Source organism: Thauera sp. 27 (assembly GCF_000310125.2).
In the GTDB taxonomy this organism is placed as follows: Bacteria; Pseudomonadota; Gammaproteobacteria; order Burkholderiales; family Rhodocyclaceae; genus Thauera; species Thauera mechernichensis.
On record NZ_AMXB01000002.1, the window covers coordinates 66,382 to 91,675 of the forward strand.

Consider the following 25,294-nt stretch of genomic DNA (forward strand, 5'->3'; position numbering starts at 1 on the left):
CCCGCGTTGGTTCAGAACTCGATACCGGAACGCTCGGCGACGGTGTGCATGTCCTTGTCGCCACGGCCGGACAGATTGACGAGCAGGACCCGGTCCTTGGGCAGGGTCGGCGCCAGCTTCGCGGCATAAGCCAGCGCATGCGAGGACTCGAGCGCAGGAATGATGCCCTCGAGCCGGCAAAGATCGTGAAAGGCCTTGAGTGCCTCGTTGTCGGTGATGCCGACATAGGCGGCACGGGCGCTGTCCTTGAGCCAGGCATGCTCGGGACCGACGCCAGGATAGTCGAGCCCTGCCGACACCGAGTGCGTCTCGATGATCTGTCCGTCCTCGTCCTGCAGCAGGTAGGTACGATTGCCGTGCAGCACACCCGGCCGACCAGCCGTGAGCGAGGCCGAGTGGCGACCACTGTCGAGACCGTCGCCCGCCGCCTCGACACCCACGAGCTTGACGCCGGGGACGTCGAGGTAAGGATGAAAGATGCCCATCGCGTTCGAGCCGCCACCGACGCAGGCGATGACGTAGTCGGGCTGGCGCCCCGCCATCTCCGGCATCTGCTCGATACACTCCTTGCCGATCACCGACTGGAAGTCGCGCACCATCATCGGATACGGATGCGGCCCCGCAACCGTGCCGATGATGTAGAACGTGTCGGCGACGTTGGTGACCCAGTCGCGCATGGCCTCGTTGAGCGCATCCTTGAGGGTCTTCGAGCCGGACTCGACCGGCACCACGGTGGCACCGAGCAGCTTCATGCGATAGACGTTGGCCGCCTGGCGCTTGACGTCCTCGGCGCCCATGTACACCACACACTCCATGCCGTAGCGCGCGGCCACGGTGGCGGTGGCGACACCGTGCTGGCCGGCGCCGGTCTCGGCGATCACGCGCGGCTTGCCCATGCGGCGGGCCACCAGGGCCTGGCCGATGCAGTTGTTCACCTTGTGCGCGCCGGTATGGTTGAGGTCCTCGCGCTTGAGGTAGATCTGTGCGCCGCCGAGCAGACCCGACCAGCGCTTGGCGTGGTAGATCGGACTCGGACGACCGACGTAGTGCTTGAGTTCGTATTCGAACTCGGCGATGAACTCCGGATCGGCCTGGCAGGCTGCGTAGGCTTCGCGCAGCTCGGCCAGTGCGGGCATCAGCGTTTCTGAAACGAAGACGCCCCCGTACGGGCCGAAATGCCCGCTCGCGTCGGGAAACTGGTAAGGCGTGTCAGCCATCTGCATGTCGAACTCCGGCTATGAAGGCAGCGATCTTCGCCGCATCCTTGATTCCCTTTTCACTCTCGACCCCGCTCGACACATCGACCGCCCACGGGCGCAGTCTGCGCACCGCGTCGCCGACGTTGTCCGCATCCAGACCGCCGGACAGCACAAGCCGGCCGCCGAACCCGGGAGGGATCAGCGACCAGTCGAAAGTCTTCCCGCCGCCACCATAGCCATCGACGAACGCGTCGACCAGAATGCCACTGGCGCCGGGATACGAAGCTGAGAATTCTACCAGATCGACCCCGGGGCGCATCCGCGCGGCCTTGATCCAGGCCCGCCCGAAACGCGCACACTCGGCCTGCGCCTCATCGCCATGGAACTGCAGCAACTGCAAAGGCACGCGCGCCAGCACGGCTTCGACGTCCGCCGCCGCTGCATTGACGAACAGACCGACGGAACTCACGAAGGGCGGCAACAGGGCAACCAGTTCGGCCGCCTGTTCGATGCCGACTGCACGCGGACTGGGCGGATAGAACACGAAGCCGATGGCGTCAGCCCCCGCGTCGACGGCGGCGCGCACGTCTTCCGGCCTTGTCAGGCCGCAGATCTTGATTCGGGTACGGGGCATTCAGGCGAGGGGTAGCTGGGGCAGCGCGATGATACGCCCATCGTCCGGCAGCGGCCAGCGCGACGGGTAGCTCACGCCGCACAGGTAAAGCCCGTCAGGCGCAAAGGTGGGCGCAGCCCCGCGACGATCGCAGGACTCGAGCAACTCACGCATCCAGGGCACGGGATAGCGCCCCTTGCCAACGTACACAAGCGCACCGACAAGATTGCGGATCATATGGTGCAGGAAGCCATTGGCACGAAAATCGAACAGCAGGTAATCGCCTTGCCGGGAAACCGCCGCCTCATGCATCAGCCGCACGGGCGTCTTCGCCTGGCAGCCGGCGGCGCGGAAAGCGCTGAAATCATGCACGCCCACCAGGCACTCCGCGGCGGCGGCCATACGAGCCTCATCAAGCGGCAGGTGGAACCAGCCTACCCTGCCCGCAAGCAGCGCCGGGCGCGTCGGCGTGTTGTTCAGGATGTAACGATAGCGCCGGTCGGTGGCGAGAAAGCGCGCATGAAAGGTGTCGTCGACCTCCACTGCCCAGCGCACCACCACCGCCGCTGGCAGCAAGGCATTGACGCCGCGGACCCAAGCGCTCGCCGGACGATGCGCATCGGTGTCGAAATGCGCAACCTGCACGCTGGCGTGCACCCCGGTATCGGTACGGCCGGCACAGTGCAGCCGCACCCGCTGCGCCGCAATCTGGCCAAGCGCAGACTCCAGCACGTCCTGCACGGTACGCCCGTGCGCCTGACTCTGCCAACCACAGAAGGCATCGCCGGCGTACTCCACGCCGAGCGCAATTCGCTTCATGCCACACTCCACCAGATCAGCGCCGCGAACACAGCGATCGCAACCAAGCCATCGACCAACCCCAGGCGTTCTCGCAGGATACGCACCGATTCGCCGTCGCCTCCGCCCTCGTCACGCGCAGTCGTATCCGCTCGCCCACGCTCGCACTCGTCTTCCAGCCAGTGCCTCCAGTCACCGTGCTGAGTGCCGCGCGGACTCGCCTCGACCAGGCGCAGGACGAGCAGCAGTCGCAAGGCGAGCCGCTCGGGCGGCACGCCGAGCACACGCAGGGGCGAGGCAAGCGCATGCAGGCCACTGACCAGGCGCTCGATCGGCAACCGCTCGAGCAGCAACGCGACCGCACACACGACTGCGAGCAGGCGCCCCGCGTGAAGCAAGGCGAGCATCGCACCTTCACGGCTGGGCCCCAGTCTCGGCCAGTCGACCCACAAGGCCTCACCAGGGGTAAACCAGGCAAACAGGACCACGATGGCGAGGAGCAGGATGCGGACACGCCGCACCAGCCTCCATGCACGTACGCGCGCCCACAGCAGCGCAGCGCACGCACAGGCAAGGACGGCAAGGCCGAGCGCGGATATCGGCAACAACTGCACCGAAGCAACCGCGGCCAGCCAGAGAAGAAGGATCAGGCCTGAATGCATCTTCGTAAACGCACCGGGCCGCTGCAGGCTGGCCCGCAGCGGCCCGTCACATGAGCCAGCCTCAGCCGAGGCGGGCGATCATCTCCTGCGCCGTCCGCTGTTGCCTGGACGACCCCTCGCCGAGCACCTCCTGGAGCAGTTCGAGCGCGCCTTCGTTGTCGCCCATCTCTTCGTAGGCACGCGCGAGCTCAAGCTTGGTCTCGGCCTCCTCGTTATCGGCTTCATCAGCCGCCGCCTCGACGACCTCGGGCAGCGGTTCGTCTTCGACCGCCTGCGGGCGCGGTTGGCCGATGTCGGTGGATTCTGCCTCGAAAGGCACCGCTGTCATCTCCGGCACACCCTGATCGTCGAAATTCTCCAGATCGAGGTCGATCGAGGTCAGGTCCAGCCCAGCTGGCCCCATGGTTGCCGGGATATCGGTTGCAGAAGGCGTATCGATATCGAAGTCGAACTCGAGCAGGCTGCTGTCGAAACTCGTCTTCTCGAGATCGACGATGCGCTCGTCGCCCTGCACCTCGCGCCCCTCGACACTCGAGACACCCTCGGCATCCGCCGGGAACGCCTCATCGCCGTCACCGGATGCCGGGAGGCTAGAAGCGACGACGGTGGCGTTCAGGTCGAGCAAGCCGGATGCGGGCGGCTCGGACTCCATGTCAGGCAACTCGAACTCGAGCCCGCTGACCAAGCCATCGGTGCTCTCGAACTGGGTCGCAGTGGCATCGCTGGCAGTCGGCTCGGGGAGATCGCCAAGCTCGGGCTCCTCCTCCACCTCAAGCGCCTCAGCAGCACCAGCGGGCGGCTCGGCTGCCGCTGCAGGCACTTCAAAATCGCCGATATCCAAGTCGAACACCAGCCCACCGTCCTCCTCCTGGCGAGCCTCGACCGCCGCAGTCTCTGCCGCAGGCTCACCGGACACCGCCAGATCGAGCGAAGCGACGTCCTGCACCTCGTCAAGATCGAGTTCGAAATCGATCACCTCATCGTCGATCTGGAGCGCGGCCTGATCCTCCTCGACGGAGGCTTGCGGCGGCAGGGTGTCGGGCAGCTCACCTTCGGCATTGGTGAGACGACTCAAGTCGCCCGGAACCGTCCAGGTGTCGCGCAGCTGGGACTGACTGGGCTCAACTGGAGACGAGATGGTGAAATCGAGCGCGGACAACTCCTGCGCGGCCTGCTCCTGCTGATCGCCAGCAGCGGCAGACGGCACCTCTTCTGCCTTGACCGCAGCCGTCGCCAGAGCCGCTCCCGCTGCTGCCAGCGCGACGCCCTGGTCGACCGGCGCGCGCGCACCGCCCTGCTGAGTGGGCGCATCATCCAGCGCCGTCGCAGGTGCAGGTGCCGACGCTGCTGCCGGTGCCGCTGTGGCAGTGTAAAGCGGATTCTCGGGATCGAGCTTGCGCCCCATCGCCGCGGCCTTCTCCCAATCGCGGCCGTTGCCAGCGCTCTGCGCGTACAGCTCGGTCGCCACGGTCTCGAACTGGCGCGCGCTGCGTCGCTGCGCGTAGATCTCCAACAGCTTGAGATGAATCGCCGTGCGAGCCGGATCGGCCTTGAGCGCGTCAAGCAGAATCTCCTCCGCCTGAGCATCGCGACCGTAGGCCATGTAGACGTCAGCCTCCGCCACTGGATCGACCCCCTCGTCGGCGTCGATCGCGGATAGTCCGGATTGGCTGAAATCCGTGTGCATGATGCTCGTGGCGCCCGTATCCACGCTCTGCCCGCCGCTACCGAAGACGACCTGGCTGTTGCCACCCAGGGCATCGGCGTCGAGCGCCGAGGAAGCAGCCTGGATTTCCGCCTCCTTGCGCCGCTGACGAAGCTTCAAGCCGAGCAGCGCCAGCAACAGTGCGAGTACGCCACCACCCCCTGCGAGCACCGCGGGATCAGCCATCAGGCTGTCGACAAGACTGGGCTGCGGCGCAGGCGCTGCCGGCACGACGGCGGGTGCGGGGCGTTCGGCTGCAGCCGGCGCGGAGACCGGCGCCTGGTCGGGCTGGTCCGAGACGGCTGCGGGTGCAGGCGCGGGTGCGGGTGCCGCCTCCTGCGCCACCGGCTCGGCGGGCGCAGCCCCTTCCTCGTCGCTCACAGGCGCAGTCTCGCCCTTCGCCTCGGCTTCGTCCTGGACGGTTGCCGGCAAGGTCTCGGTGACGGCACCCGGCGCAGTCGCCGACTCGGCCGCGGGCGCAGCCTCGGCCTGCTGCTGCAGCTGCCCCATCGTACCGCTCTGCAGTTCGAGCAGCTGCTGCAGATCGCGAATACTCTTCTCCAGTTGCGCCAGCCGCTGATTTGCCTCCTCCAGCGCACGCTCGCGAGACCCGAGCTCTTCCTCGAGCGCAGACAGGCGGGCCTGGGCGTCACTGTCTCCACCACCGGTCTGCGTCCGCGACACACGCACCTGGTCGCCAGCCTGCTCGACCCGGGCGGCCTCCTCCACGCGCGGCGTGATCCGGCCCACGCTCTCTTGTTCGGTACGAGCCGTCACGGGCGCCTGCTGGGCGGCCGAGCGCGCAAGTCCGCGCCGGTAGGCCTCGAAATCGGCGGACTGGGCACGGATCTCGCGCCTTGCCTCGGCAGCGTCGATCGCGCGCACCGCATCCGCCCCCGGCAGGGTCAGCACGGCACCGCTGCGCAGGCGGTTGATGTTGCCGTCATCGAAGGCCTGGGGGTTGGCACGCAGCAAGGCAACGAGCATCTGGTCCAGCGTCGATCCCGGCTGGGCGTGAGCGGTCGCGATACGGTGCATCGTGTCGCCGCGGCGCACGGTATAGGTACCGGAAGGCGCGCGTACCGCAGCCGCCCTTTGAGCGGGCGCTGGGGCTGCTTGCGGGCGCGGCACTGGCGCTGCTGCCGGCGTGTCCACGCTCGCCGCCAACGGGCGCGGCGCAGCGATATCGACCGGATCGAGCAGGAAGGTGTACTCGCGTACGAGCCGCCCGCCCCCCCAGTCGAGCTCGACCAGCAGATCCACGAATGGGTCGTTGACCGGCCGATCACTGGTCAGTCGCAGCACCGGCCGCCCGCCACGCGTATCGACACTGACACGAATCGCGCTCACCGCACTGCCATAGGTCAGATTGGCCTGGCGGAACGCATCGGCTGAAGCGATACGTGCATTGAGGGTCTGCAACTCCTCTGCAGTCGCGCTGACCTGGATCTCGGCCCGTAGCGGCTGCCCTAGGCCGCTGTACACGTTGATTTGCCCAAGCCCCGCAGCCTGGGCGGCAAACGGCATGGCTGCGATCGAGAGGGCAATCAGGGACGCCCTGAGCGACTTTGTCATAGTGTGTTTCAAACCGCGTTTCCCCCGAAGCTGAAGTCGACGGTCAATAGCGCCATGGAATTGCCTAGGAATTTAGCATTTTCCGCGACTTCCCGCATGCCGGGGCCGCACTTCGACGAAACAGACGTGACCGAATACCTCATTCCCGCGCCCCCTCACAAACAAAAAGGGGGCAAGCGCCCCCTTTCTTAACGTCACTGACGAGCAAATCTTAACGCTCGAGCAGGATGCGCAGCATGCGGCGCAGCGGCTCTGCCGCGCCCCACAGCAACTGGTCGCCAACGGTGAAGGCGCCAAGGTACTCGGGCCCCATCGCCATCTTGTGCAGGCGGCCGACCGGAATGCCCAGCGTACCGGTGACGGCGGTCGGGGTGAGCTCGCGCTCGGTGGTCTCGCGATCGTTGGGCACCACCTTCACCCACGGGTTGGCACCCGCGATGATGTCGGTGATCTCGTCGAGCGGCACGTCCTTCTTGAGCTTGATGGTCAGTGCCTGCGAATGGCAGCGCATCGCGCCGATGCGCACGCACAGGCCGTCGATCGGGATCGAGCCCGGGCTGCGGAAGGCCGGGTTGCCCAGGATCTTGTTGCACTCGGCGCCGCCCTTCCACTCTTCCTTGCTCTGGCCATGCTCGACCGGTACATCGATCCAGGGGATCAGGCTACCGGCGAGCGGGGTATTGCGGAAGTTCTTCTTGGGGAAAGCGTCCGAGCGCATGGTCTCGGCGACCTTGCGGTCGATCTCGAGGATGGCCGAGGCCGGATCGGCGAGCAGATCCTTGACCGAGTCATGAATGGTGCCCATCTGGCTGATGAGTTCGCGCATGTTCTGCGCGCCGGCACCCGAGGCCGCCTGGTAGGTCATCGCCGAGATCCACTCCACCAGACCATGCTTGAACAGGCCGCCCAGGCCCATCAGCATCAACGACACGGTGCAGTTACCGCCGATCCAGTTGCGCCCGCCCTTGGCAAGTGCAGCATCGATGACGTTGCGGTTGACCGGGTCGAGAATGATCACCGCGTCGTCATTCATGCGCAGCGCGGAGGCCGCATCGATCCAGTGGCCATTCCAGCCCGTGGCGCGCAGCCTGGGGAAAACGTCCTTGGTGTAATCGCCGCCCTGGCAGGTGATCACGATGTCGCAGGCCTTGAGCGCGTCGATGTCGGTCGCGTCCTGCAGCGGCGCAGCCGCCTCCTTGCCGCCGAAGGACGGCGCCTTGCCGCCAGCGTTGGAGGTGGAGAAATAAACCGGCTCGATGAAGGCGAAGTCGCCCTCTTCCACCATGCGCTGCATCAGCACGGAACCCACCATGCCGCGCCAGCCAACCAGACCAACTCGATTCATGTTCATCACTCTCAGCTAAGACGTTTTCTGAAATCCAACCGCGAAGCAACAGCTTACAGCGCAGCGAGCACCGCGTCGCCCATCTCGCGCGTGCCGACCCGCTTCGTACCCGGTTCATGGATGTCGCCGGTACGATAACCTTGGGCGAGCACCTTCTTGACCGCGCTCTCGACTCGCCGGGCAGACTCCTCCTGATTGAAGGTATAGCGCAGCATCATCGCCGCCGACAGGATGGTGGCGAGCGGGTTGGCAAGGTCCTTGCCGGCGATATCCGGCGCGGAACCGTGCGAGGGTTCGTACAGGCCCTTGTTGTTGGCGTCGAGCGAGGCGGAGGGCAGCATGCCGATCGAGCCGGTGAGCATCGAGGCTTCATCCGACAGGATGTCGCCGAACATGTTGCCGGTGACCATCACGTCGAATTGCTTGGGCGCACGCACGAGCTGCATGGCAGCGTTGTCGACCAGCATGTGGCTGAGCTCGACGTCCGGGTAGTCCTTGGCGAGCTCCTCGGCGATATCGCGCCACAGCTGTGTCGTCTCGAGCACATTCATCTTGTCGACAGAGCACAGGCGCTTGCCACGCTTCTGCGCCGCCTCGAAGGCCACCTTGAGGATGCGGCGGATCTCGTACTCGGCATAGATCATGGTGTTCCAGCCCACGCGCTGCTGCGTGCCCTCGACCTCGCGCACCTCGATGCCGCGCGGCTGGCCGAAGTAGATGTCGCCCGTCAGCTCGCGCACGATCAGGATGTCCAGGCCAGCGACGATCTCGGGCTTGAGCGAGGAGGCGTTGGCGAGTTCGGGGTACAGAATCGCCGGGCGCAGGTTGGCGAACAGCCCGAGGTCCTTGCGGATGCCCAGCAGGCCGCGCTCCGGGCGCTGGTCGCGCGGCAGCGTATCCCACTTCGGACCACCGACTGCGCCGAGCAGCAGCGCATCGGCCGCGCGCGCGAGCTTTTGCGTGGCTTCCGGATAGGGGTTTCCGGTGGCATCGACCGCGCAACCGCCGATCAGCGCCTCTTCCATCTCCATCTTGAGATCGAGCGCCTTCAGCACGCGCACGGCCTGCGCCATGATTTCGGGACCGATGCCGTCACCCGGCAGCACGCAAATCTTCATCGAAGTGTTTTCCTTGGTTTCACTAAGCGCTGCAGCTTCGAAGCCGCACGCTCAGGCAAAGTAATAGGGATGTTCGGTACGGCGCTTGTCTTCGAAGGCGCGGATCTTGTCGGCATGACGCAGGGTCAGACCGATGTCGTCCCAGCCGTTGAGCAGGCATTCCTTGCGGAAGGGGTCGATGTCGAAGGCGATCGACTTGCCATCCGGGCGGGTGATCGTCTGGGCGGCCAGATCGACACGAAGACGATACCCTTCTGCGGCCTCGCACTGGCGGAACAGCTCGTCGACCTCGGCGGCGTCGAGTTTGATCGGCAGCAGGCCGTTCTTGAAGCTGTTGTTGAAGAAGATGTCCGCGAAGCTCGGCCCGATCAGGACGCGGAAGCCATAGTCCTCGAGCGCCCAGGGGGCGTGCTCGCGCGAACTGCCGCAACCGAAATTGTCGCGCGTGAGCAGGATCTGCGCGCCCGTGTAACGTGCCTGGTTGAGCACGAAGTCGGGGTTGAGCGGGCGCTTGCTGTTGTCCTGGCCGGGCTGGCCGACATCGAGATAGCGCCACTCGTCGAAAGCGTTGGGGCCGAAGCCGCTGCGCTTGATCGACTTCAGGAACTGCTTGGGGATGATCGCGTCGGTGTCGACGTTGGCGCGGTCGAGCGGCGCAACCAGACCGTCGAGCGTGGTAAACGGCTTCATTATTTGACTGCCCTCTGGATGGCCTCGCCACCCTTTTCGATGTCCTTGCCGATGCCCTGCACGGTGTTGCAGGCGCCGAGCGCAAGCACGGCGAACACGGCGGCGCAGAGGCTTGCGATGGTTCTCTTCATCGGAAACGCTCCTCGGGAAGCGCGCGCTCAGGCGAGCGTGCGCACGTCGGTGAAGTGGCCGGTCACCGCGGCGGCGGCGGCCATGGCCGGGCTCACGAGATGGGTGCGCCCGCCTGCGCCCTGGCGGCCCTCGAAGTTACGGTTCGAGGTCGAGGCACAACGCTCGCCCGGCTCGAGGCGGTCGGCGTTCATCGCCAGGCACATCGAACAGCCCGGCTCGCGCCACTCGAAACCAGCGGCGAGGAAGACCTCGTGCAAACCCTCGGCTTCGGCCTGACGCTTGACCAGACCGGAGCCCGGCACCACCAGCACGCGCTTGACGTTGGCGGCCTTCGTTCGCCCCTTGGCAACCGCAGCGGCCTCGCGCAGATCCTCGATGCGCGAATTGGTGCAAGAGCCGATGAAGACCTGGTCGACCTTGATCTCGGTGATCGGGGTGTTGGCCTCCAACCCCATGTACTTGAGCGCGCGCTCGACACCCTCGCGGCGTACGGGGTCTGCAACCGCAGCGGGATCCGGCACGCAGCCATCGACTGTGGTGACCATCTCGGGCGAGGTACCCCAGGTCACCTGCGGCAGGATGTCCTCGGCCTTGAGCTCGACGACCTTGTCGAACTCCGCGCCCTCGTCGCTGTGCAGACTGCGCCAGTAATCGACCGCCTTGTCCCAGGCCTCGCCCTTGGGCGAGAACGGACGGTCCTTGAGGTAGTCGATGGTGGTTTCGTCCACGCCGACCATGCCGGCGCGCGCGCCCGCCTCGATCGCCATGTTGCAGATCGTCATGCGGCCTTCCATCGACAGCGCACGAATCGCACTGCCGCCAAACTCCATCGCGTAGCCGGTGCCACCGGCCGTGCCGATCTTGCCGATGATGGCGAGCACCACGTCCTTGGCCGTGACACCGGCGCCAAGTTGGCCGTCGACCCTGACCAGCATGGTCTTCGACTTCTTCTGCAGCAGGCATTGGGTGGCCATGACATGCTCCACCTCGGAGGTGCCGATGCCGTGCGCCAGACAGCCGAAAGCGCCATGCGTGGAGGTGTGCGAGTCGCCGCACACCACGGTCATGCCAGGCAGCGTGGCGCCGTTCTCGGGCCCGATCACGTGCACGATGCCCTGGCGCTCGTCCTTGAATGGGAAGTAGGCAAGCGAGCCCACCTCGCGAATGTTGGCATCGAGCGTCTCGACCTGCTGGCGCGACACCGGATCCTGGATGCCCAGATCCCAATGGTCGGTCGGCGTGTTGTGGTCCGCCGTGGCCACGATCGAGCTGATCCGCCATGGCGTGCGCCCGGCCAGCTTGAGGCCTTCGAAAGCCTGCGGGCTGGTCACCTCATGGACAAGGTGGCGATCGATGTAGATCAGCGCCGTACCGTCAGCCTCCTGATGGACGACGTGACTGGACCAGAGCTTTTCGTACAAGGTTTGAGCTTGCATCCCGGGGATTCCGCGTCAAGAAAAATATCGATTATTTCACAAAGGCTGCGAGACTGAACAGCCGCCCGACTCAGCACCATCGGGCTCAGCGCCGCGCAGCCTGGTACAGCGGCATGACGCGGGCGGCGTACTCAGCCAGGTCGCGCTGGCGACTGGCGTGCGAGGGGTGGGTCGACAACCACTGCGGCGGCGCCCCTGCCGACTGGGTGGACATCTTGTTCCACAAGCTCACCGCGGCACGCGGGTCATAGCCCGCGCGCGCGGCAAGCTCGACGCCGATTCGGTCGGCCTCGATCTCATGCTCGCGCGAGTTGGGGAGCTCGAAGGTCACTTTTGCCACCGTGCTCATCAGATCCTGCCCAACCTGGCCGACGCCAAGCAGGGCACCAGCCACTGAGACCCCCAGCCCGGTGGCCATCGATTTCGACACCTGCTCGCGGGAATGCTCGCGCAGCGCATGCGCGATCTCGTGCCCCATCACGGCGGCGATCTCGTCATCAGTCAGCCTCAAGCGCTCGATCAAACCGGTGTAGATGGCCATCTTGCCGCCCGCCATGCACCAGGCGTTGAGCTCGTTGGAGGAGAACACATTCACCTCCCACTGCCACGCCGGCGCATCGGCGCGGAACACGCCCGTCTGCGCAGTCAGTCGTGCGACGATGGTGCGCACGCGCTGGACCATGGCCGGATCACGATTGAGCGCATTCTTCTGCCGCGCCTCGGCAAGCATCTGCTGGTACTGCTGCCGCGAAGCCTGCTCGACCTCCTTGGCGGACACCATCATCATTTGCGAGCGTTGCACACCCACGGCGCCGCCGCCCGTGGTTTGCACCGTCTGACACGCAACCGTCATCGTCGCCACGATGACCACGGGCAAAACGCCCCTCACAAGTCCCTTCATCGTTCCAAGCTCCTCAACCCGCTCGTCCTTCGTCCGCATCGGCAGCTACCCGCCAGCCAGCCAGCAGCCAGACCAGGCCGGCCAACGCGAACACCGAGCCCATCGTATAGGTCCAGGCCGCACCCAGCGTTTCCCAGGTGTAACCGCTCAGCAGGCCACCGAGCATGCCGCCGGCACCGAAGGAGATGCTGCCGTACAAGGCCTGCCCACGCGATTGGAGCCGTCCCGGGAACCAGAGGTTCACCACGGCGATCGCTGCCGCGTGGTAGGCGCCGAAGGTGGCACCGTGCAACAGCTGGGCGAGTACCAGCAGAGCGAGGCTGTCCGCCCCCCAGCCGATCATCGCAAAGCGCAGCACCGCACAGACAAAGGCAAAGAGCAGGATCGTTCGCAGCCGGACGTAGCGCACCAGACGCGGCATCAACATGAAGACGACAATCTCGGCAAGCACACCCAGCGTCCACATCCAGCCCACCAGGGATGTGTCATAGCCATGCTCGACCAGGAAGATCGAGTAGAACACGTAGAGCGCGCCGTGCGCAGCGGACATCAGGAAACAGGCGCCGAGCAGCGCACGCACTTCGGGCCGGCGCAGGGTCTCGCCCATGCTGGCCGCCGCGCGCGGCTCGGGAGCCCGCGCAGCCTCCGGCACCACCAAAGCGCACACGAGGATGCCGGCGAGGATGGCTGCAGTCACCCACAGCACGGCGTCGATCGGCAGATGGTCGAGCAGGTAGCCGAGCCCGAGCACGGCTGCGATGAAGCCGACCGATCCCCACACACGGATGCTGCCGTAGCGGTGCGCGGCCGTCCCGAGGTGGGAGAAGGTCAGGCCCTCCACCAGCGGCAGCGCCGCGCTCCAGAAGAAGGCCATCAGCGCCATGGCCGCGAACAGGCCGGTGAACTCGGTGGTGAGGAAGAAGCCAGCGAACCCCGCCAGTGCCGCGATCGCCGACAGGCGCACGATGGCAACGCGTGCGCCCAGCTTTTCGGCGAGCCAGCCCCACAGGTTCGGCGCCAGCACCCGCATCAGCTGCGTCAGCGACATCAGGATGGCGATGTCCGTGGCCGACAGGCTAACCGACTGCAGGTAGAGCGTGAAGTAAGGCGAGAACGCGCCGACGAAGGCGAAGTAGAAGAAATAGTAGGCGGACAGGCGCCAGTAAGGGACCATGCCGACGAAGTCCGCAACAGCCGCGCGTCAGCGCGGCGAAGGCAGGCGCTGGTGCCCCTGGGGCGCGAGTGCGGCAATCCGCGGCGTGTCGGTACTGACGTCGCCGCACTGCGCGCGGTGTCGCAGCGCGTGGTCGATCAGGACCAGCGCGAGCATCGACTCGGCGATCGGCGTGGCGCGGATACCGACACAGGGATCGTGGCGCCCGTGCGTATTGACGATGACCGGGTTGCCGGCGCGGTCGATGGAGCGGCGGTCGAGGCGGATGCTCGAGGTCGGCTTGATCGCGATGCTGGCGACGATGTCCTGGCCGGTGGAGATGCCCCCCAGCACGCCGCCGGCGTGGTTGGACAGGAAGCCCTCGGGCGTCATCTCGTCACCGTGCTCGGTGCCACGCTGGGCGACTGAGGCAAAGCCAGCGCCGATCTCGACGCCCTTGACGGCATTGATGCCCATCATCGCATAGGCGATGTCGGCGTCCAGGCGACCGTAGACCGGCTCGCCCCACCCCACGGGCACGCCGCTGGCGACCACATCGATGCGCGCACCGATTGAATCGCCCGACTTGCGCAGCTCGTCCATGTAGGCCTCGAGTTGCGGCACGATGGCGGCATTGGGAGCGAAGAAGGGATTGCCGTCGACCTCGTCCCAGGACACGAAGGGAATCTCGATAGGCCCGAGCGCGGTCATGCAGGCACGGATGACGATACCGTAGCGTTCCTGCAGCCACTTGCGCGCGATCGCGCCCGCCGCGACGCGCACCGCAGTCTCACGCGCCGACGAACGTCCGCCGCCGCGGTGATCGCGCAGGCCGTATTTCTGCAGATAGGCATAGTCCGCATGCCCGGGGCGGAAGGTATCGGCGATGTTGCCGTAGTCCTTGCTGCGCTGGTCCTGGTTGCGGATGAGTAACGCGATCGGCGTGCCGGTGGTCACGCCCTCGAACACACCCGACAGGATCTCCACGGTGTCGGGCTCGCGGCGCTGAGTAACGTGGCGCGAAGTACCCGGCTTGCGGCGATCGAGTTCGGCCTGGACATCGGCCTCGCTGAGCGCGAGCCCCGGCGGACACCCGTCAACCACGCAGCCGATGGCCGGGCCATGCGATTCGCCAAAGGACGTGACGGTGAAGAGCGTGCCGAAGGTGTTGCCGGACATGGAAGGATTCGCCTCTCGTAAGCGCCGCACCTGACCGCAGAGGCCACGGCTGCAGCGCGACTGGTTGCATCATGGAAAAGGGGATGGGGCGTGAGTCTAGCACGCAAGCCCATCCCCTCTGCGCCGCCGGGCCGATGACCGCAGCGGTGCCACGCACCGGCGCTCGGGCGATCAGTGGAAGAAGCTCTCCAGACGCTCGAAGACCTCGTGCTCGGCGCCGTGCCGGCGTACCGCCAGCACGTCTTCGAGCTTCTCGACCTGGCGCACCATCTGCTCCAGGCGCTGGTCGTCGAACACCAGCAGCCAGATACGCGAGCGCTTGCCGTCCGATACCGGCATGCACAGGATGCCCTCGACGTTGAACGCCCTGCGCGCAAATAGATTGCAGATGTGGCTCATCACCCCGGGGTGGTTGTTCACATCGATTTCGAGAACGACCTTGGCGCAGCTCGTCTGCGGCAGCGGGTCGGCAACCTGTTCGATCATCATCAGCCTCCGATCATCTCGGTGTTGGCCGCACCGGGCGGCACCATGGGATAGACAAATTGTTCGCGGTCGATCGTCGCATGGATCAGGCACGGACCCGGAGCACGCAGGGCTTCGGCAAGCGCCATACGCGGATCTTCGGCCTTGTCCAGATCCACCGCAGGCACGCCGAAGCCTTCAGCGATCTTCACGAAATCGGGCTCGGTGCGGTACTTCGAGGCGAACAGGCGCTTGCCGTAGAACAGCGTCTGCTGCTGGTACACCAGGCCGAGCGCATTGTTGTTCATGAGCACGATCTTGACGTTCAGGCCTTCCTCGGCCAGCGTCGCGAGCTCCTGGATGTTCATCTTGAAGCTGCCATCGCCCGAGAAGCACACCACGGTGCGCTCCGGCTCGGCAAGCGCCGCACCGATCGCCGTCGGCATGCCGAAGCCCATCGTGCCCAGGCCACCAGAGGTGAGCCACTGGCGCGGACGACGGAAGGGATAGGCCTGCGCAACCCACATCTGGTGCTGGCCGACGTCGGTGGCGATCACCGCCTCGTCATCGAGCGCATCGGCCACGGCCTGGATAAGCCCGTAGTGGCTGCGCGGATCCTCGATGCCGGGGAGTTGCATCGGGAAGCGCGTCTTCAGGTCCGCGACCTTCGACAGCCAGGCCTCCCGGATGATCGGATCGATGCGCGGCAGAAGCGCCGCCAGGGCGACATTCACATCGGCATGGATGGCGACATGGGCATTCTTGATCTTGTGCAGCTCGGAGCGGTCGACATCGATATGAACGATGCTGGCCCTCGGGCAGAACTGCGCCGCCTTGCCAATCGCGCGATCGTCGAAGCGGGCGCCGACGCAGATCAGCACATCGGCTTCCTCGAGCACGAAATTGGTGTAGCGCGCGCCATGCATGCCGAGCATGCCGATCGACAGGTGGTGATCCATCGGCATTGCGCCAAGAGCCATCAAGGTCATCGTGGTCGGCAGCCCGGCGCGCTCGGCCAGCTGGACCGCAAGCGGCGCCGCACCCGAGTGCACCACGCCGCCACCGAGATAGAGCACCGGCCGCTGCGCACCGTTGATCATGCGCGCTGCCTCTTCGATGGCAGCGAGGTCGAGCGCGGGCGTGGGGTCGGGCACCGCTGGCGGAGGCAGCTCCTCGATGCTGATGAGCTGGTTCTGCACGTCCTTGGGCACATCAATCAGCACCGGACCGGGACGGCCGGACATGGCAATGCGGAAGGCATCAGGGACGACCTCCAGCAACTCTTGTGCCGAACGCACAAGGAAGTTGTGCTTGGTGATCGGCACCGTGATGCCATAGATATCCACTTCCTGGAACGCATCCGTGCCGATCATGGCCTGCGGCACCTGGCCGGTGATGACCACCATCGGGATGGAGTCCAGGCAAGCGTCGGCGATGGCGGTGACCAGATTGGTCGCACCCGGGCCACTGGAGGCGATGCACACCTGGGGCACGCCGCTCACGCGTGCCATGCCCTGGGCCATGAAGCCCGCACCCTGCTCGTGGCGGGCAAGCACGTGACGGATCAGCTCACTGGACGACAAGGCGTCGTAGAACGGCAGGATCGCGCCGCCTGGCACGCCAGCGACGGTACGCACGCCCTGACGCTCGAGAAGACGCACGATAAGTTGCGCGCCGGTAAGTTGAATCATGTTGCTCTCCTTCGTTGCGGATTCGACAGCCAGACCGACGAGCCAAAAAAACAAAACCCCCGCCGGCCTTGCGCGCCGACGGGGGTTTGGAATCTTGCTGCTGGAGTGTTCTGTCCCGTTACGACGCGCGTTGTCCTACGCTTACTACGCGTACTACGACGACAGCGAGGAAACGGGCGGACAGGGTCATTACGGATTATCGACTTGAACTCGGAACGTCTCTTTGCAGACTGCGACCGATTCTAATGACTAATCGCCGCATTGCACAAGAGACTTTTTCGATTGGCAGCCCGCTGCGCCCTGGCGGGAGGACTGATCAAGCCGGCCCAACCAGCCCAACCAGCCCCGACGCGCACGCAACCATCAGGCAGCCCCACGCAGCTCCCGGCGCAAGATCTTGCCCACGTTGCTCTTGGGCAGTTCGTCGCGGAACTCGACATGGTGCGGCACCTTGTAGCCGGTCAACTCCTTGCGACAATGCGCAATCAGCGCCTCGGCGGTGAGCGCGGGGTCCTTGCGCACCACGAACACCTTCACTGCTTCGCCGCTGCGCTCGTCGGGAACACCAACAGCGGCCACCTCGAGCACGCCCGGATGACTGGCAACGACATCCTCGACTTCGTTCGGATACACATTGAAGCCCGAGACCAGGATCATGTCCTTCTTGCGGTCGACCAGCGTGATGAAACCCGCTGCATCGATGACCGCAATGTCACCCGTGCGCAGATAGCCGTCAGACGTGAATACTCTCGCCGTCTCTTCAGGGCGATTCCAGTAACCTCGCATGACCTGAGGCCCACGCACGCAAAGCTCTCCACGCTGCCCGACTGGCTGCTCGACCCCATCGTCATCACGGATACTGATGTCGGTCGACGAGATCGGCAAGCCGATCGCGTGGTTGAACTCCTTGAGATCAAGCGGATTGAGCGTAACTGCCGGAGACGTCTCGGTCAGCCCATACGCCTCGACCAAAGCCACGCCGGTCACCTTCTTCCAGCGCTCGGCAACCGCTTGCTGCACCGCCATTCCTCCGCCCAGGGACACATGAAGCGAAGAGAAATCGAGCTTGGCAAAATCGGGGTTGTTCAGCAAGGCATTGAACAAGGTGTTCACGCCGGTGATCGCCGTGAAGCGATGCTTCGCAAGCTCCTTGACGAAGCCCGGAATGTCACGCGGATTGGTGATCAGGATGTTCGTCGCGCCCACCTTGAAAAAGGTCAGGCAGTTCGCGGTAAGCGAGAAGATGTGATACAGCGGCAGCGCGGTGATGATGATCTCCTGGCCCTCGCGCACCACCGGCCTGATCCACGCATGCGCCTGCTGCATGTTGGCAATGATGTTGCGATGCGTCAGCACCGCCCCCTTGGCCATGCCGGTCGTACCGCCGGTGTACTGCAAGAAGGCAATGTCTTCATGTCCCACATCGACCGGCTTCAAGGCATGGCGGGCACCGCGCTGCAACGCGTCCGAGAAGCGGACACTGCCGGGCAAGGACCACGCAGGCACCATCTTGCGTATCCGGCGCACGACGAAGTCGACGATCGCCCCTTTCGGGAAGCCGAGCAGCTCGCCAAGACTGGTGACGACCACATGACGGAGGGAGAGCTTGCCGATGACGCTCTGCAGCGTATGGGCAAAGTTCTCGAGGATCACGATCGCCTCGACGCCCGCATCCTTGAGTTGGTGCTCGAGCTCGCGCGCCGTATAAAGAGGATTGACATTGACGACTGTGTAGCCGGCTCTCAGCGCACCATAGAGCGCTACCGGGTACTGCAGCACATTCGGCATCATCAGGGCGACACGAGCCCCCTTTGCGAGCCCCAACTCCCCCTGAAGAAAAGCGCCGAAGCGCGCACTCAGGGCGTCGAGTTCGGCATAGGTGATCGTCTTCCCCATGCAGTAGAAGGCATCACGCTGCGAAAACTGCGCGACGCTCTTCTCGAACAGATCACCGAGCGAGCGGAACTGGTCGACGTCAATTTCGGCCGGTACGCCCGCGGGATAGCTCTTCAGCCAGATTTTTTCCACGCTACCTCCTCCTGTTGCTGGAAACTGCCGAACCGCATGATTGCCGTTCGGCCCCGCCCTCCCGAGGCGTCGGGTCAGCCCGTGAGGGCAGCCCCGCAATTCCAACTTGATCGCGCCCGATTATTTTGGGTTGGGCGTCAATCGGACGAAAACAGATTCGTCACGGAGGCGTGGCGACACGGTCGCCACAAGCCGGAGTCGCTACTCCAGCATCTGTTCAGCGCTCCTCCTGTTCGGCCTCAGGCCAGTTCCTGATGTAGTTCTTGAGCATTCGGTTCTCGAAGCTCTGCTCTTCGAGCACCGCCTTGGCCACATCATGAAAACTGACGACACCCAGCAGCGTATGATCTTCCATGACCGGCAGATAACGCTGGTGATGCTCGACCATGAGGCGCCGGAGCTCGTCCATCTCCATGTTTGGCGAAGCAGCGAGCGGATCTCTCAACATCACGTCCTCGACGCACAGCGCCTGCCAGTCAGCGCCGCCCTTCTGCACGGCCTGGAGGACCTGACGGAAGGTCAGCATGCCCACCATTTCGCCACGCGAGAACACGACAAGCGAGCCCACGTCCTGCTCGTTCATGATCTCTACGGCTTCTGCAATGCTCTTCTTCGGGGAAATGGTGAAAAGCACCTTGCCCTTGATCGCCAGGATCTCGCTCACCAGCATGTCGTTCTCCGAACCTCGTCGGTTTCAGTGTCAAGTCTGCGCCATATTAGTGCATCGATGCGGCAGCGCATAGCCGCCATGCGCCCCGTTGGGTGCAATCAGCGCACAAGCTCGTCGAGCTTGCCCTTGACCTTCGCCCAGTCCTCAGCATCGGGCAAGGGATCCTTGCGCTCGACGATCGGCTTCCACTGCCTGGACAGCTCCGCATTCAGCGCAATGAAGTGCTGCTGATCCGCAGGCACATCGTCCTCTGCATAGATCGCTTCCACCGGGCACTCGGCCACGCAGAGCGTACAGTCGATGCACTCCTCGGGATCAATGACGAGGAAGTTGGGCCCCTCGCGGAAGCAATCGACCGGACACACGTCCACACAGTCGGTATATTTGCAGCGAATGCAGCTTTCGGTGACGACGTAGGTCATCGCAGGATCTCCGTTTGTCAGGCGCCCAGACCACCCATCGACGAGGCGCAGGACGTGAATATAGTCCAGCCCATTGTTTTTTTGCCACGCCTCGGCGCTCAGTTTATTGGTCAGCCATCAATCACGCTTGACGGCCGCCGAACCTTCGCATAAGTTTCGCCAAGCTTCCTTTCCGGAAGGCTTCCCCTTCCGCCAACCGCGCCCCGTAGTCCAGCCCCCCTACCGCACAACGGCTCGGGAGGTAATCGTCGAGCGCGGCGTCCAGCAGCAAGCCCCATACAAGCATCACAACACAACGAAGTCATCGGCTTTCGTCAACACCCGCTAGCCCTTAAGTGAGGAATCATGAGCGAGCATATCCACTATGTGACTGACGGCAACTTCGAGTCCGAAGTGCTGCAGTCCCAGACCCCGGTGCTGGTCGATTACTGGGCCGAATGGTGCGGCCCCTGCAAGATGATCGCGCCCATCCTCGACGACGTCGCCAAGGACTACGCCGGCAAGCTCAAGATCGCCAAGCTCAACATCGACGAGAACCAGGAAACGCCGGCCAAGTACGGCATCCGGGGCATCCCGACGCTGATGCTGTTCAAGGGCGGCAACGTCGAGGCGACCAAAGTGGGCGCCCTTTCCAAATCTCAACTGACCGCCTTCATTGACAGCAACATCTAAGCCGGACCAGGCTCCGGCCCGCTCTCGCGGCTCCTCGCGTGCCCGTCGCCGTGGCTCGCGTAACCGAGACGGTAATCCCCCCCAGAATCAGCAGAACGACAACGATCTGTTCGACGTCGACAACGGTGGCGAGGAAGGCAACTCCACGCCCCGCGATCCCGACGTGCCTGCTCTGCACCTGTCCGAACTCAAGGCCCTGCATGTCAGCGAACTGCTGCAGATGGCAACGGACGCCGGTGTCGAGGGCGCAAACAGACTGCGCAAGCAGGAACTCGTGTTCGCGCTGCTGCGCAACCGTGCCCGCAGGGGCGAACCGATCTGTGGCGATGGCGCACTCGAAGTGCTGCCTGACGGCTTCGGCTTCCTGCGCTCCCCGGACACCTCGTATCTCGCTGCGACCGACGACATCTATGTGTCGCCATCGCAGATCCGGCGCTTCAACCTGCGCACCGGCGACACGATCGAGGGTGAGATCCGCACGCCCAAGGACGGCGAGCGCTATTTCGCGCTCACCAAGCTCGACAAGATCAACGGCCGCCCGCCGGAAGAGTGCAAGAGCAAGATCCTGTTCGAGAATCTCACGCCCCTGCACCCGCAGGAGTGCCTGAAGCTCGAGCGTGAGGTCCGTGGCGAGGAGAACATCACCAGCCGGGTGATCGACATGATCGCGCCGATCGGCAAGGGCCAGCGCGGCCTGCTCGTGGCCCCACCCAAGAGCGGCAAGACGGTGATGCTGCAGCACATCGCGCATGCGATCACGGCCAACCACCCGGACGTGAAGCTGATCGTGCTGCTGATCGACGAGCGCCCGGAGGAAGTGACCGAGATGCTGCGCTCGGTGAAGGGCGAGGTCGTAGCCTCCACCTTCGACGAGCCCGCCACCCGTCACGTCCAGGTCGCCGAGATGGTGATCGAGAAGGCCAAGCGCCTGACCGAGCACAAGTACGACGTGGTGATCCTGCTCGACTCGCTCACCCGCCTCGCACGCGCGTACAACACGGTGCAACCGGCCTCGGGCAAGGTACTGACCGGCGGCGTGGACGCCAACGCACTGCAGAAGCCCAAACGCTTCTTCGGCGCCGCGCGCAACATCGAGGAAGGCGGCTCGCTCACCATCATCGCCACCACGCTGGTCGACACCGGCAGCCGCATGGACGACGTGATCTACGAGGAGTTCAAGGGCACCGGCAACATGGAGCTCCACCTCGACCGCCGCATGGCGGAGAAGCGGGTCTATCCAGCGATCAACGTCAACCGTTCCGGCACCCGTCGCGAGGAGCTTCTGCTCAAGGCCGACGTGCTGCAGAAGGTTTGGATCCTGCGCAAGCTCCTGTACGGCATGGATGACATCGACGCGATGGAATTCCTGCTCGACAAGATCAAGGCCACCAAGGGCAACGCCGAGTTCTTCGACGCAATGCGCTCAGGCCGCGGCTGATTCACTTGCCCTCTGCATCAACACAAACGCCACCTCACGGTGGCGTTTGCATTTGGGCGCTGCCGGCTCCTCCAGGGCTTCCGCCCCGGAGCGCCGAGGGCATCACTTCGCGGGGTAGTCGAAGAAGCCCTTTCCACTCTTGCGCCCGAGATAGCCCGCCTCGAGCATCTCGACCAACAACGGCGCCGGGCGATACTTCGGATCCTTGGTGCCCTCGTACAGCACCTGCATCACAGCCAGTTCCACATCGAGACCGATGAGATCACACAGGGCGAGCGGTCCGATCGGATGGTTGCAGCCCAGCTTCATCGCCTCGTCGATCTCTGCCGCAGTCGCCAGCCCCTCGCCAAGCGCGAATACTGCCTCGTTGATCATCGGGCACAACAGGCGATTGACAACGAAACCCGGGCTGTTCTTCACCTTGATCGGGGACTTGCCGATCGACTGCGCAAGCGCCTCGACGGCTTCATAAGTCGCATCGGAGGTCTGCAGCCCCTTGATGAGCTCTACCAGCGCCATCATCGGCACCGGATTGAAGAAGTGCATGCCGATGACCTGGGCCGGCCGCTGCGTGCTGGCAGCAAGGCGGGTGATCGAGATCGACGAAGTGTTGCTGGCGAGAATGGCCTCAGGCTTGGTCAGCGCATCCAGCTCTGCGAAGATCTTGAGCTTGAGATTGACGTTCTCGGTCGCAGCCTCGATGACGAGGTCGCAATCAGCCAACGCGGAAAGCGCCGTCGCCGTGCCGATGTGCGCCATTGCCGCAGCCTTCTGCTCGGCACTCATCTTTTCCTTCTTCACCAGGCGATCGAGACTGGCGCCAATGGTATCGAGGCCACGCTTAACCTGCGCCTCGGCCACGTCCATCATCACCACATCCATCCCTGCAACCGCGAAAGCTTGGGCAATACCATTGCCCATCGTCCCCGCGCCAACGACACCAACCTTGGTGATACTCATCGTACTTGCTCTCCCGACTGGTTATAAGACACGCACGGACAGACGCACAGGCACGCCCTTTTTCCATACCGTAGCGTATGTTATGAACTTTAGCTGATTCTGCTCACCAGCACCAGCCAGGAAAGCAAAGGCGAGATGGGCACAGATGGGCCAATGGAAAAAGCCCCGAGTCAGAAAGCTGACTCGGGGCTTTTTGGTGGCGGAGTGGACGGGACTCGAACCCGCGACCCCCGGCGTGACAGGCCGGTATTCTAACCGACTGAACTACCACTCCGCGCTGATCGACTTCGTGTTTCCACGAAGCTGCAGATTGATCTTTACGACGACCAAGCTGCAATGTTGGCGTCCCCACGGGGATTCGAACCCCGGTTATCGCCGTGAAAGGGCGGTGTCCTAGGCCTCTAGACGATGGGGACTGCAAGCCTACTACTGCAAAAATCATTTGGTGGAGGTAAGCGGGATCGAACCGCTGACCTCTTGCATGCCATGCAAGCGCTCTCCCAGCTGAGCTATACCCCCACAACAAGTCGGCGATTATAGCTTCTGATCAAGCTCACCGCAAGTGCATCGAATTGTCACCTTCGCTGCACATCAGAGCAAAGCTCTGTTGAAACTGGCGGAGTGGACGGGACTCGAACCCGCGACCCCCGGCGTGACAGGCCGGTATTCTAACCGACTGAACTACCACTCCGCACTAACCTGCACCGGCCTTGCCGGCTTTGCCCCCAGCTCAATGCTGGGCGCCTTGACTGGCGTCCCCACGGGGATTCGAACCCCGGTTATCGCCGTGAAAGGGCGGTGTCCTAGGCCTCTAGACGATGGGGACTGCGTACTACCAATTCTTCTTTGTGGTGGAGGTAAGCGGGATCGAACCGCTGACCTCTTGCATGCCATGCAAGCGCTCTCCCAGCTGAGCTATACCCCCGTCACCGAAGAGCGCGCATTATAGGAACTAGCCCCCACCTTGTAAACCCCCTTGTCACACAATTTCAATTCCTGCCCCCATCTCGCCCTTCTCGCTCAGGCACGCAGCGGCAGGACCTTGCCAGGATTCATCAAACCCAGTGGGTCGAGCGCGCGCTTCACCGCCCGCATCATGTCGAGTTCGACCTCAGACTTGTAGCGCAGGATCTCATCGCGCTTGAGTTGGCCAAGCCCATGCTCGGCGGAGATCGACCCGCCAAGGGCTGCAACCTCGTCATGCACGATGCGATTGATCTCAGCCGTGCGCGCTATGAAGGCCGCGTTGGCCTCGACCAGGGGTTGCGACAGATTGTAATGGAGGTTGCCATCGCCGATATGGCCGAAGGCGACGATACGAACACCGGCGTAGCGCGCCTCGAGCACTGCCTTCATGCGCTCAAGAAACTCCGGTATGCGACTGACCGGCACCGATATGTCGTGCTTGATGCTGACTCCCTCCAGACGCTGTGCCTCGGAGATCTGCTCGCGCAAGACCCACAACTCAGCCGCCTGCGCCTCGGAGGTCGCAAGCACGGCGTCGAGTACCAGGCCACGAGCCATCGCCACCGCCAACGCCTGCTCAAGTTTGGTCGCCAACCCTGAATCGAGCTGCGGGTCGGTCAACTCCAGCAGCACGCCCCAGTCGTGGCCCCGAGCCAATGGGGCGCGTGTCCTGGGAATGTGAGCGAGTACGAGTTCAAGCGCGCTGCGACCGACGATCTCAAACGCGCTCACGCGCTCACCGCAGGCGTCGCGCATCAGCCTCAGCAGGTGCACGGCCGCGCGCGGATCGGGCACCCCGACCCAGGCGGTGGCACGAGCCCGCGGCAGCGGAAACAGCTTGAGCACTGCTGCGGTAATGATGCCTAGCGTACCCTCCGCCCCTACGAACAGGTGCTTGAGATCGTAGCCAGTGTTGTCCTTGCGCAGGCCACGCAGTCCGTCCCAGATCCGTCCGTCAGGCAGCACTACCTCGAGCCCCAGCACCAGCTCGCGCATGTTGCCGTAGCGCAACACCTGCACGCCGCCAGCGTTGGTCGACAGGTTGCCGCCGATCTGGCAGCTACCCTCAGAGGCCAGTGACAGCGGAAACAGCAGATCTTCGGCGGCAGCAGCGCCCTGCACGCTTGCAAGCGTGCATCCGGCCTCGACGCAGATCGTGCCGTTATCGACATCGAGCGCGCGCACACGGTTCATTCGCCCCATGCCGATCACCACCGCACGCCCGTCGGCGAGCGGCGTGGCACCACCACACAGGCCGGTGTTGCCGCCCTGAGGCACCATCGGCACACCCGCGTGCGCGCAGGTGGCCACCACGGCAGCGAGTTCTGCGGTGGTGGCCGGCCGGACGACAGCCTGAGCGGTGCCGTGATAACGCCCCCGCCAGTCGGCAAGGCTCGGCGCCATGTCACCGGCCGCGGTAAGGACGTTCGGCGCCCCCACAATGCCTTGCAAGAGCTCGATCAGGGATGCCATGCC

The 25,294-nt window shown here is 64.4% G+C and carries 22 protein-coding genes and 6 tRNA genes; 2 read left to right on the forward strand and 26 right to left on the reverse strand.

What is annotated here, in order from left to right; all coding sequences use genetic code 11:
* Positions 1–11 precede the first annotated feature (11 nt).
* The 18 genes from trpB to fdxA form a co-directional block, all read right to left on the reverse strand.
* Positions 12–1,223, reverse strand: coding sequence for a tryptophan synthase subunit beta (gene trpB / locus B447_RS01215; protein ID WP_002923792.1), 1,212 nt, complete (start codon positions 1,221–1,223; stop codon positions 12–14).
* Entirely contained in the window at positions 1,210–1,833 is a 624-nt protein-coding gene (locus tag B447_RS01220) for a phosphoribosylanthranilate isomerase (RefSeq protein ID WP_002935756.1), read from the reverse strand. Before B447_RS01220 ends, trpB begins: the two co-directional genes overlap by 14 nt.
* Complete coding sequence (gene truA, locus B447_RS01225) at positions 1,834–2,631, reverse strand: tRNA pseudouridine(38-40) synthase TruA (RefSeq protein ID WP_002935757.1); 798 nt, start codon at positions 2,629–2,631, stop codon at positions 1,834–1,836. It abuts the gene before it with no gap.
* Positions 2,628–3,272, reverse strand: a complete 645-nt coding sequence (locus B447_RS01230) for a CbiQ family ECF transporter T component (RefSeq protein WP_002935758.1) — start codon at positions 3,270–3,272, stop codon at positions 2,628–2,630. The genes truA and B447_RS01230 overlap by 4 nt, the downstream gene beginning before the upstream one ends.
* Positions 3,273–3,333: 61 nt before the next feature.
* Positions 3,334–6,552, reverse strand: coding sequence for a FimV/HubP family polar landmark protein (locus tag B447_RS01235; protein ID WP_002935760.1), 3,219 nt, complete (start codon positions 6,550–6,552; stop codon positions 3,334–3,336).
* 211 nt (positions 6,553–6,763) lie between these two features.
* The gene (gene asd / locus B447_RS01240; protein ID WP_002923783.1) at positions 6,764–7,897 is read right to left on the reverse strand and encodes an aspartate-semialdehyde dehydrogenase; all 1,134 of its coding nucleotides are present in this window, start codon (positions 7,895–7,897) and stop codon (positions 6,764–6,766) included.
* Between the two features lie 53 nt (positions 7,898–7,950).
* Positions 7,951–9,015: a 3-isopropylmalate dehydrogenase gene (gene leuB, locus B447_RS01245; RefSeq protein WP_002935761.1), complete on the reverse strand. Its 1,065-nt coding sequence runs from the start codon at positions 9,013–9,015 to the stop codon at positions 7,951–7,953.
* A 51-nt stretch (positions 9,016–9,066) separates the two neighbouring features.
* Entirely contained in the window at positions 9,067–9,705 is a 639-nt protein-coding gene (gene leuD / locus B447_RS01250; protein WP_002923781.1) for a 3-isopropylmalate dehydratase small subunit, read from the reverse strand.
* Positions 9,705–9,836: an entericidin A/B family lipoprotein gene (locus B447_RS01255; protein ID WP_002923779.1), complete on the reverse strand. Its 132-nt coding sequence runs from the start codon at positions 9,834–9,836 to the stop codon at positions 9,705–9,707. The genes leuD and B447_RS01255 overlap by 1 nt, the downstream gene beginning before the upstream one ends.
* Before the next feature lie 27 nt (positions 9,837–9,863).
* The gene (leuC, locus tag B447_RS01260; RefSeq protein ID WP_002923778.1) at positions 9,864–11,273 is read right to left on the reverse strand and encodes a 3-isopropylmalate dehydratase large subunit; all 1,410 of its coding nucleotides are present in this window, start codon (positions 11,271–11,273) and stop codon (positions 9,864–9,866) included.
* Between the two features lie 85 nt (positions 11,274–11,358).
* On the reverse strand, positions 11,359–12,174 hold the full coding sequence (locus tag B447_RS01265) for a M48 family metallopeptidase (RefSeq protein WP_002923776.1): 816 nt from the start codon (positions 12,172–12,174) through the stop codon (positions 11,359–11,361).
* Positions 12,175–12,187: 13 nt separating this feature from the next.
* Complete coding sequence (locus B447_RS01270; protein WP_002935762.1) at positions 12,188–13,348, reverse strand: MFS transporter; 1,161 nt, start codon at positions 13,346–13,348, stop codon at positions 12,188–12,190.
* 27 nt (positions 13,349–13,375) lie between these two features.
* Entirely contained in the window at positions 13,376–14,506 is a 1,131-nt protein-coding gene (gene aroC, locus B447_RS01275) for a chorismate synthase (protein WP_002935764.1), read from the reverse strand.
* 171 nt (positions 14,507–14,677) lie between these two features.
* Positions 14,678–14,995, reverse strand: a complete 318-nt coding sequence (gene ilvN / locus B447_RS01280; protein ID WP_002923773.1) for an acetolactate synthase small subunit — start codon at positions 14,993–14,995, stop codon at positions 14,678–14,680.
* Entirely contained in the window at positions 14,995–16,662 is a 1,668-nt protein-coding gene (gene ilvB / locus B447_RS01285; RefSeq protein ID WP_002935767.1) for an acetolactate synthase large subunit, read from the reverse strand. Before ilvB ends, ilvN begins: the two co-directional genes overlap by 1 nt.
* Before the next feature lie 363 nt (positions 16,663–17,025).
* Positions 17,026–18,690 (reverse strand): long-chain-fatty-acid--CoA ligase, encoded by a 1,665-nt coding sequence (locus B447_RS01290; RefSeq protein ID WP_002923771.1) that lies wholly within the window; start codon positions 18,688–18,690, stop codon positions 17,026–17,028.
* 217 nt (positions 18,691–18,907) lie between these two features.
* Positions 18,908–19,360 (reverse strand): CBS domain-containing protein, encoded by a 453-nt coding sequence (locus B447_RS01295; RefSeq protein WP_002923770.1) that lies wholly within the window; start codon positions 19,358–19,360, stop codon positions 18,908–18,910.
* Positions 19,361–19,458: 98 nt separating this feature from the next.
* Positions 19,459–19,782 (reverse strand): ferredoxin FdxA, encoded by a 324-nt coding sequence (gene fdxA, locus B447_RS01300; RefSeq protein WP_002923768.1) that lies wholly within the window; start codon positions 19,780–19,782, stop codon positions 19,459–19,461.
* 345 nt (positions 19,783–20,127) lie between these two features.
* Between fdxA and trxA the strand changes: the two genes are divergently transcribed.
* Both trxA and rho read left to right on the forward strand, forming a co-directional pair.
* Positions 20,128–20,454: a thioredoxin TrxA gene (trxA, locus tag B447_RS01305; RefSeq protein ID WP_002923767.1), complete on the forward strand. Its 327-nt coding sequence runs from the start codon at positions 20,128–20,130 to the stop codon at positions 20,452–20,454.
* 172 nt (positions 20,455–20,626) lie between these two features.
* On the forward strand, positions 20,627–21,892 hold the full coding sequence (gene rho, locus B447_RS01310; RefSeq protein WP_157354431.1) for a transcription termination factor Rho: 1,266 nt from the start codon (positions 20,627–20,629) through the stop codon (positions 21,890–21,892).
* A 102-nt stretch (positions 21,893–21,994) separates the two neighbouring features.
* On the opposite strand, the gene B447_RS01315 is transcribed toward rho, so the two are convergent.
* The 8 genes from B447_RS01315 to B447_RS01350 form a co-directional block, all read right to left on the reverse strand.
* Positions 21,995–22,852, reverse strand: coding sequence for a 3-hydroxybutyryl-CoA dehydrogenase (locus tag B447_RS01315; RefSeq protein WP_002923764.1), 858 nt, complete (start codon positions 22,850–22,852; stop codon positions 21,995–21,997).
* A 197-nt stretch (positions 22,853–23,049) separates the two neighbouring features.
* Positions 23,050–23,126, reverse strand: a tRNA-Asp gene (locus tag B447_RS01320).
* Positions 23,127–23,192: 66 nt separating this feature from the next.
* A tRNA-Glu gene (locus B447_RS01325) sits at positions 23,193–23,268 on the reverse strand.
* Positions 23,269–23,295: 27 nt separating this feature from the next.
* Positions 23,296–23,371 (reverse strand) — tRNA-Ala (locus B447_RS01330).
* A gap of 95 nt (positions 23,372–23,466) precedes the next feature.
* Positions 23,467–23,543, reverse strand: a tRNA-Asp gene (locus B447_RS01335).
* 59 nt (positions 23,544–23,602) lie between these two features.
* Positions 23,603–23,678, reverse strand: a tRNA-Glu gene (locus B447_RS01340).
* A gap of 23 nt (positions 23,679–23,701) precedes the next feature.
* Positions 23,702–23,777, reverse strand: a tRNA-Ala gene (locus tag B447_RS01345).
* A 95-nt stretch (positions 23,778–23,872) separates the two neighbouring features.
* Entirely contained in the window at positions 23,873–25,291 is a 1,419-nt protein-coding gene (locus tag B447_RS01350) for an FAD-binding oxidoreductase (protein ID WP_002935772.1), read from the reverse strand.
* Positions 25,292–25,294: the final 3 nt, after the last annotated feature.